Origin of the sequence: Bradyrhizobium algeriense (genome assembly GCF_003062295.1) — a bacterium.
In the GTDB taxonomy this organism is placed as follows: Bacteria; Pseudomonadota; Alphaproteobacteria; order Rhizobiales; family Xanthobacteraceae; genus Bradyrhizobium; species Bradyrhizobium algeriense.
The window spans coordinates 1-522 of the sequence record NZ_PYCN01000217.1; the positions used below are offsets into that span (position 1 = coordinate 1).

General features: G+C 57.3%; 1 protein-coding gene. It reads right to left on the reverse strand.

The window, feature by feature from the left end; translation table 11 throughout:
• Positions 1-123 precede the first annotated feature (123 nt).
• A complete protein-coding gene (locus tag C7G61_RS43190; RefSeq protein WP_202882968.1) occupies positions 124-435 on the reverse strand; it encodes a class I SAM-dependent methyltransferase in 312 nt (103 codons plus the stop codon).
• Positions 436-522 lie beyond the last annotated feature (87 nt).

A 522-nucleotide genomic window follows, 5' to 3' on the forward strand; every position in this document is an offset into this window, starting at 1 on the left:
GCCTTGACCGGAGCACGCCCGATCAGGCCTACTTCAACCCGCTTCCGCAACGCGCGGCAGCGTAACCCCGGCAGACGCTCCACTTAGCGAACCGAAAACGCTGTTCAACCAAACCGAGCCACCTCAGAACTCACTGTGCCAAGCCATCTCCTCAAAGCGCATGAGGTGAACGGGGATATAACTACCTACCCGCTCCTGGGTGAGACGCACCATCTCCTCAGACCCATCAAAAGCGACAACGTCGTAACCACGCTGCGAGAAGGCGAGAGCGTCCCGGCCCACACCACAACCGGCATCAAGAATACGTCCGCCAGGTGCAACAAGGCGGAGAAACTTGTCGTACAGAAGAGTGAGATCCACATCAGCTGTTTGCGAAGCGAAGCTTGTTGCGTTCTGGTCGTAATAGCCAATCGTGCCAACTACAGGGTCACCCATCGTCATACACCTCCACCGGCCGCCATTCGTGTATGAGCCCGTCTCGGGCAATCTGTTGTCTGATTCGGAGGAAGGAGGCCCGTTTTT